Source organism: Mesorhizobium sp. M1A.F.Ca.IN.020.06.1.1 (genome assembly GCF_004023265.1).
In the GTDB taxonomy this organism is placed as follows: domain Bacteria; phylum Pseudomonadota; class Alphaproteobacteria; order Rhizobiales; family Rhizobiaceae; genus Mesorhizobium.
Window position 1 is genome coordinate 1 of record NZ_RZSR01000230.1, and the last position, 7,152, is coordinate 7,152.

Genomic DNA, 7,152 nt, shown 5'->3' on the forward strand with positions numbered 1-7,152 from the left:
GACAGGGGTGGAACGGGTCGAGCGTGAAGGCGACGAGGCCGCGGTTGGCGACGGCAAGCGCGATCAGGATGACGGCCAGCGGCACGAAGACCACGACGAGCATGACGCGATTGAACATCAAATCTCCTGGAGGTGGCTTAAGCGCCGAAACGTCGTTTCCGACCTGCCGGCGCGGCGCCTATTTGCCGCCGTTCAGCCTTTCGCGCAACTCCTTGCCGGTCTTGAAGAACGGCACCCACTTCTCCTCGACCTCGACGGATTCGCCGGTGCGGGGGTTGCGGCCGGTGCGGGCAGGACGGTTTTTCACCGAAAAGGCACCGAAACCGCGCAACTCGACCCTGTTGCCTTCGGCGAGCGCGTCGGTGATCTCGTCAAAGATCGCGCCGACGATGTTTTCAACGTCGCGGAGGAAAAGATGGGGGTTGCGCGCGGCAATGATCTGCACAAGCTCGGACTTGATCATGAACGTTCCCCGTAAACCACTGCGGTCAAATATCAGGATGATTTTATTGCTTTATTTGGTTCGTCCCAATGGTTGTCAAGGGTGCCAGACCGAAACGAGACCGTCAAGGAACAAGCGGTCGGCGCCAAGCTCGTGAATGATGTCGCCGCCGGCATCCGGCAGGCCGAGCGCGTTGGCGACGGCTTTGGTCATGCTTCTCGAAAACAGGAGGCCGTGCCCCTCCGTATTCTTCCATTCGACGACCTTGAGCTTGCTGTCGACGCCTTTGGTCGCCAGCCAGTTGATCGCCTCGGGTTCGCCGCCAACGGCATCAACCAAGTGATTGGCGAGCGCCTGGCGGCCGGTGAAGATCGAACCGTCGGCCAGCGCCTGCGCCTGCTCGCGGGTCATCTTGCGCCGTTCGGCGACAATGCCGACGAACCAGTCATAGCTGTCGAGGATGAGCTTGCGCACCATGGCGCGCTCGTCGTCATTGGTCGGCTTGAACGGCGAGGGCGCAGCCTTGAGCGGCGAGGACTTCACTTCCTCGAGCTTGATGCCGAGCTTGTCCATCAGGCCGCTCACGTCGGGATACTGGATCAGCACGCCGATCGATCCGACGATCGAGGTCTTGCGGGCGACGATGTGGTCGGCCGCGCTTGCGATCATATAGCCGGCGGACGCGGCCAGCGTGCCGACCTCGGCCACCACCGGCTTGTCGGCGGCGAGTTTGCGCACTTCCTCATAGATCGACTCGCCGCCGACCGTGGTGCCTCCGGGCGAATCGATCGACAGGATGACGCCCTTCACCGTTGCGGACTTGCGGATCGTCTCCAGTCTTTTGATCAGCTCCTCGTCCTCGGTGATGGTGCCTTCAATCTTGACCTTCGCGATGTGGTCGATCGCCTGACCGGTGAAATCGTCACCATAGATCCATGCCGAAAACGCGATCAGCGCTGCCGCCAGAATCACAAACGCGGTCACGCGCCAGAACGTCAGCTTGCGGCGCAAGCGGCGGCGGTCGATCAGGTCGTCGGCTCTCATTGCCATGGTCAGCCTCACATTCGGTGGGAAAGGACGCTTTTAAAGCAACCATCCGCGCGGGGCTACCGTTTCCTGACGCCCTGGCCCTTGGCGCAACGCGGCGGTCACGACGACCTCACGAAAAATTAACGCAGCCCGTTCCTATCTGCTATGAAGAGCTGGCAGTGCAGCCGGATTCGTCCTAGTCGTACGGTAGTAGCCGTCACATTTTTGCAGTTTTCCTCCGCTTGTGCTTGCTTGCGGGGACCGGCATACCACCTATAGGCGGTGTTTGGCGGGGCAAGGGCTCATTAGAAAATAGTCATGTTGGCGCGATCTGACGAAACGAGCGATGCCGAAACGGTATCGGCTGCCGCTGGCGAAAGCGGCACGCGCGGCGATGCGTTCGATCGTGCGCAGCGGCATTCGCGCCGCGTGCGCGTGTTGAAATTCGCCGTGCCGCTGCTGGCGGCGGCAATTGCGATCGCCTTTCCGGTCTATTCTTATCTCGCCGCGCCGGTGTCGATCTCGGTGCAGGCCGACGGCACGGCGTTTTCGGACGGCAAGCTGGTGATGGCCAACCCCAAGCTCAACGGCTTCACCAAGCAGAAACTGCCTTATTCGCTGACGGCGACCAGGGCGACACAGGATGTCGGCAAGCAGGGTATCATCGACCTCGAAGGCATCAATGCCAAGCTGCCCGTCGCGAGCGACAATGTGGTGGCGGTCAACGCCGCGCATGGCATCTACGACCGCGACGCCAACACGATGGACCTCACAAGCGATGTCCTGGTGACGACGAGCGACGGCATGGAAGCCAAGTTCAAATCGGTCTTCCTAGACATGGGCAAAGGCTCTATGAAGACCGACAATCCGGTCGATGTCAGCCGCGGCGGATCGCGCATCACCGCCGACTCGATGTCGGTGGAAGAAAACGGCAAGGTCGTGGTCTTCGAGAACCGGGTGCGCGTCAACATCGACGCGGCAAGTCTGAAGGCGGCAGAGGCAAAGGGCGGAGAGCAGAATGCGTCGCAGTAGTTCGGCAAGGCTTGCAGCGGCGGCCTCTCTCTTCATGTTGCTCGGGGCGGCGCCGGCGCTTGCCCAATCCGGCGGCACCAGCCAGATGTCCGGCCTGAAATTGTCAGGCGACCAGCCGATCCAGATCGAAAGCGACAAGCTCGAGGTCCGCCAGGCCGACAGCGCGGCTATCTTCAGCGGCAACGTCACCGTCAATCAGGGGCCGACGCTGCTCAAGGCCGGCAAGATGACGGTCTATTACGTCAAGGATCCAAACGCTCCCAAGGGCGCGGCGGCGGGCGCATCGGCGATGACCGGGGCAGCCAATATCGACCACCTCGTGGTCGAGAACAAAGTCTATATTAAATCGAACGACCAGATCGCCACCGGCGACAAGGGCACGTTCGACATGAAGACCCAGGTGCTCGTTCTTTCCGGCAGCGAAGTCGTGCTCTCGCAGGGCGACAACGTGCTCAAGGGCTGCAAGCTCACCGTTCAGATGAAAAGCGGCCTTGCCAATGTCGACGGCTGCGGCACCGGCGGTCGGGTCATCATGTCGATTACGCCGCAGAAGCAGGGCGCGCCCCAAAAGGGCACGGCCCAGCAGGGAGCGTCGAGCAACTAATGGTCGGCGTATCGTCGCTGCTGGCCCGCCTCCCGGGGCGGACGGCCGCAAAAGCGTCTGCGCCGGCGACGATCGGCGCCGACAAGGCAAAGTTCAAGGGCACCCTGATCGCCAAGGGCCTGACCAAGAGCTATAAGGGCCGCAAGGTGGTGAGCGGCGTGACGCTCGGCGTGCGGGCCGGCGAGGCCGTCGGACTGCTTGGGCCCAACGGCGCCGGCAAGACCACCTGTTTCTACATGGTCACCGGTCTCGTGCCGGTGGACGAAGGCACGATCGAGATCGACGGCTTCGACGTCACCTCGATGCCGATGTACCGGCGCGCCCGCCTCGGCATCGGCTATCTGCCGCAGGAAGCGTCGATCTTCCGGGGCCTCAACGTCGAGCAGAACATTCGCGCCGTTCTGGAAGTGGTGGAAAAGAGCCGCAAGGAACGTGAGCGCACGCTCGACGAGCTGCTCGAGGAATTCCACATCAGCCATCTGCGCAAGGCGCCGTCGATGTCGCTGTCCGGCGGCGAAAGACGCCGCCTCGAGATCGCGCGGGCGCTGGCGACGCGGCCGGCCTATATGCTGCTCGACGAGCCCTTCGCCGGTATCGATCCGATCGCGGTCGCCGACATCCAGCAGCTCGTCCGCCATCTGACCGCGCGCGGCATCGGCGTGCTGATCACCGACCACAATGTGCGTGAGACGCTCGGCCTGATCGACCGCGCCTATATCATCCATGCCGGCCAGGTGCTCACGCATGGCCGCGCCGACGAGATCGTCGCCAACGCCGATGTGCGGCGGCTCTATCTCGGCGAGGGTTTTACGCTCTAGACGCGAAAATTCCGGTTCCGCGGCAATTTCTCGCTGAATTTTCCGGCTTTATGCCTGCTCTGTCCGCGAATAACGCTCCGGTAAGCTGTCTCTGCTAGCGTTTTCCTTGACAAGCAAAAGCCGGGCCAGTTTCTATGCCCGACCGAAAAACGGCAGCTCGATGCGTAGACGAGGCGTTTGAATCCAACCATGGCGCTGGCGGCCAAACTGCAGCTCAGACAGTCCCAGTCGCTGGTGATGACGCCCCAACTGATGCAGTCGATCCGGCTGCTGCAGCTCACCCATGTCGAGCTCGACCGCTTCATCGACGAGGAAATCGAGCGCAATCCGCTCTTGGAGCGAGCCGAGCCGCAGGACGATGCGGGCGGCGACCAGCCGCAGAAGAGCGAGACCGCTCCAGAATCCGCCGCCGGGGACGACTGGTTCGAAAGCGAGACGGAATGGAGCGCCGAGGCGATCTCGGAAAAGCTCGACTCTTCGCTGGAGAACCTGTTTCCCGACGACCCCGGCACCAGCGAAAAGCTCGGACCGGATCTCACCGCGCAGTGGAAGTCGGCATCCGCGGGCAGCGCCGGCAGCGCTTCGTCGGAAGGCTTCGACGTCGGCGAGATGGCCGCGACCATCGTGACGCTGCGCGAGCATGTCGGCGAACAGATCGCGCTTGCCTTCTCCAAACCCGCCGAGCGCCTGATTGCCGGCGAGCTTGCCGACAGCCTCGACGAAGCGGGCTATCTGCGCGCCGATCTGGAAGAGATTGCCGCGCGGCTGGGGGCGGACATGGGAGCGGTCGCGCGAGCGCTCGCGGTCTGCCAGACCTTCGAGCCGGCCGGCCTGTTTGCCCGCGACCTCGCCGAATGCCTGTCGCTGCAGCTTGCCGCACGCGACCGGCTCGATCCGGCGATGAAGGCCCTGGTGGCTAATCTCGAACTCCTGGCGCGGCGGGATTTCCAGACGCTGAAACGCATCTGCGGCGTCGACGAGGAAGACCTTCTCGACATGCTGGCCGAGATCCGGGCGCTCGATCCGCGTCCCGGCACCGCGTTTTCGGGCGGCGCGAGCGACGCCATCGTTGCCGACGTCGAGGTGCGGGCCGCTGCCGACGGCAGCTGGGCGGTGGAGCTCAACGCCGACACGCTGCCGCGAGTTTTGGTCGATCATGTCTATTTCGCCCGGGTTTCCGGCCATGCCAAGGACCAGGCGGAAAAGGAGTTTCTGGCCGAATGCCTGCAGAACGCCAACTGGCTGACGCGCAGCCTCGACCAGCGGGCGAAGACGATCCTGAAAGTGGCTTCGGAAATCGTGCGCCAGCAGGACGCGTTCCTCGTCCATGGCGTGCGGCATCTCAAGCCGCTCAACCTGCGCACGGTGGCCGACGCGATCGGCATGCATGAATCGACGGTGAGCCGCGTCACTGCCAACAAATACATGCTGACGCCTCGCGGCGTGTTCGAGCTGCGCTATTTCTTCACCGCTTCGATCGCCTCGGCGGAAGGCGGCGAAGCGCATTCGTCGGAAGCCGTGCGTGACCGCATCAAGCAGCTGATCGACGAGGAAAAGCCCGCCGACGTGCTTTCCGACGACGCTATCGTCGACATGCTGCGGGAAAGCGGCGTCGACATCGCCCGCCGCACGGTCGCCAAATACCGGGAAGGCATGAACATTCCTTCATCGGTGCAGCGGCGCCGGGAGAAGCGGGCGCTGGCCAACGCCGGGCGATAGGGCAGTTGATATTCATCGGGCCTGACCTAGTTTGGTCCGAGCTGAGGAATGGCGATTTTTCACAGTTTTCGTGTTTCATTGACAAGCTGCAATGAAGTGTCTAGAAGCCCGCCCGCATGAGCCGGGCCGTGATGCCCGCCTCGCGAATGGCTCCGTCAAAGCGAAGGCCTCGGACGGCCAGAAGGCGACTTGTGATCAACCGGAAAGTTCGGGTCTAAAATCGGCGCGCGTGCCGCCGCAAAGCTTGTGCGCGCGCACCACGGGTATAAACTTGGGACAGTTTGAAGCCTGAGCAGGGAAGGTCAGTTTTCAGATGAATCTGCGCATTTCGGGAAAACACATGGACATCGGCGATGCGTTCCGTACGCGCATCAACGATCGTGTCAACGAAGCGATTGAAAAATATTTCGATCGGGGTTTTTCAGGACATGTAACGGTCATCAAAGCGGGATCGCGCTTCTCGGCCGATTGCATGATCCGCCTCGATTCCGGCGCCTCGCTGCAGGCGACCGGGGACGCCCAGGATCCCACGCTTGCCTTCGAGGCGGCCGCCGATCGCCTCGAAACGCGGCTCAGGCGCTACAAGCGCCGGCTGAAGTCGCACAATTCCAGCAACGGCAACGGCGAATCCACCGACATCGCCTACGCCGTGATGGAGCCGCTCGCCGACGACGAAGAGGAAATCCCGGAGAACTTCGCTCCGGCCATCGTCGCCGAATCGACCGTGACGCTTCGCACCATGTCGGTGGCGTCTGCCGTCATCGAACTCGATACCAAGGACAGCCCGGTTTTCGTCTTCCGCAACGCCGGAAACGACCACGTCAATATTGTCTACCGCCGGCCGGATGGAAACATCGGCTGGATCGATCCGTCGACCACCAAAGTCGCGCAGGGATAAGAAAGCCGGCCGCGCGAGGGGGACGACCGGCGCGGTAGGCGAGCAAGGGATTTTTCAGGCATGGATCTCAGCGATCTCATCAGCGTCCCGGCTATCATGCCGGCGTTGAAGGCGAATTCCAAAAAACAGCTTCTGCAATTGCTGTCGGAGAGGGCGGCGGCGATTTCAGGCATTCCGGAGCGGGAAGTGTTCGACACCATCCTGCAACGCGAGCGGCTGGGCTCCACCGGCGTCGGCAACGGCATCGCCATTCCGCATGGCAAGCTCGCAGGGGTCAAGCGGATCGCAGGCGTGTTCGCCCGGCTGGAGGCGCCGGTCGATTTCGAGGCGCTCGACGACCAGCCGGTCGACCTGGTGTTTCTGCTGCTTGCGCCCGAAGGCGCCGGCGCCGACCATCTTAAGGCGCTGTCGCGTATCGCGCGCATGCTGCGCGATGGCGATACGGTGGCCAAGATCAGGGGGACGCGCGACGCAGTGGCGATCCACGCGCTGCTGTCGGATACCCAGGCCTCGCACGCGGCCTGAAGGTTGGGTGAAGCTGGTCTTTGGATAAAATCCGGTTTTTGGGATAAAACCTTGAGGGGCCGCCGGGAGCGGCCCTTTCCAATTC

At 62.7% G+C, this 7,152-nt stretch carries 8 protein-coding genes and 1 pseudogene; 6 read left to right on the plus strand and 3 right to left on the minus strand.

From position 1 onward, the window contains the following. From EOA60_RS38945 to sppA, 3 genes and pseudogenes are all read right to left on the minus strand, one after another. Window positions 1-118: pseudogene (locus EOA60_RS38945) on the minus strand (DUF1049 domain-containing protein); the annotation flags it as partial. A 60-nt stretch (window positions 119-178) separates the two neighbouring features. Continuing rightward, window positions 179-463 carry an integration host factor subunit beta gene (locus EOA60_RS12685; protein WP_027165368.1) on the minus strand — a complete coding sequence of 95 codons (285 nt, stop codon included), beginning with the start codon at window positions 461-463 and terminating at the stop codon, window positions 179-181. Window positions 464-538: 75 nt separating this feature from the next. Then, window positions 539-1,492, minus strand: a complete 954-nt coding sequence (gene sppA, locus EOA60_RS12690; RefSeq protein ID WP_095823504.1) for a signal peptide peptidase SppA — start codon at window positions 1,490-1,492, stop codon at window positions 539-541. A 297-nt stretch (window positions 1,493-1,789) separates the two neighbouring features. Between sppA and lptC the strand changes: the two genes are divergently transcribed. The 6 genes from lptC to ptsN all read left to right on the plus strand — a co-directional run bounded on the left by lptC (window position 1,790) and on the right by ptsN (window position 7,067). Next, window positions 1,790-2,503 (plus strand): LPS export ABC transporter periplasmic protein LptC, encoded by a 714-nt coding sequence (gene lptC / locus EOA60_RS12695; protein WP_067004053.1) that lies wholly within the window; start codon window positions 1,790-1,792, stop codon window positions 2,501-2,503. Then, entirely contained in the window at window positions 2,490-3,107 is a 618-nt protein-coding gene (locus tag EOA60_RS12700) for an LptA/OstA family protein (RefSeq protein WP_067004051.1), read from the plus strand. Before lptC ends, EOA60_RS12700 begins: the two co-directional genes overlap by 14 nt. After that, window positions 3,107-3,925, plus strand: a complete 819-nt coding sequence (lptB, locus tag EOA60_RS12705) for an LPS export ABC transporter ATP-binding protein (protein WP_067318880.1) — start codon at window positions 3,107-3,109, stop codon at window positions 3,923-3,925. Before EOA60_RS12700 ends, lptB begins: the two co-directional genes overlap by 1 nt. Before the next feature lie 189 nt (window positions 3,926-4,114). Further along, a complete protein-coding gene (gene rpoN, locus EOA60_RS12710) occupies window positions 4,115-5,644 on the plus strand; it encodes an RNA polymerase factor sigma-54 (protein WP_095823503.1) in 1,530 nt (509 codons plus the stop codon). Window positions 5,645-5,957: 313 nt separating this feature from the next. After that, window positions 5,958-6,542, plus strand: a complete 585-nt coding sequence (gene raiA / locus EOA60_RS12715; RefSeq protein WP_067004045.1) for a ribosome-associated translation inhibitor RaiA — start codon at window positions 5,958-5,960, stop codon at window positions 6,540-6,542. 60 nt (window positions 6,543-6,602) lie between these two features. Then, entirely contained in the window at window positions 6,603-7,067 is a 465-nt protein-coding gene (ptsN, locus tag EOA60_RS12720) for a PTS IIA-like nitrogen regulatory protein PtsN (RefSeq protein WP_095823502.1), read from the plus strand. The last annotated feature ends 85 nt before the right edge of the window (window positions 7,068-7,152 follow it).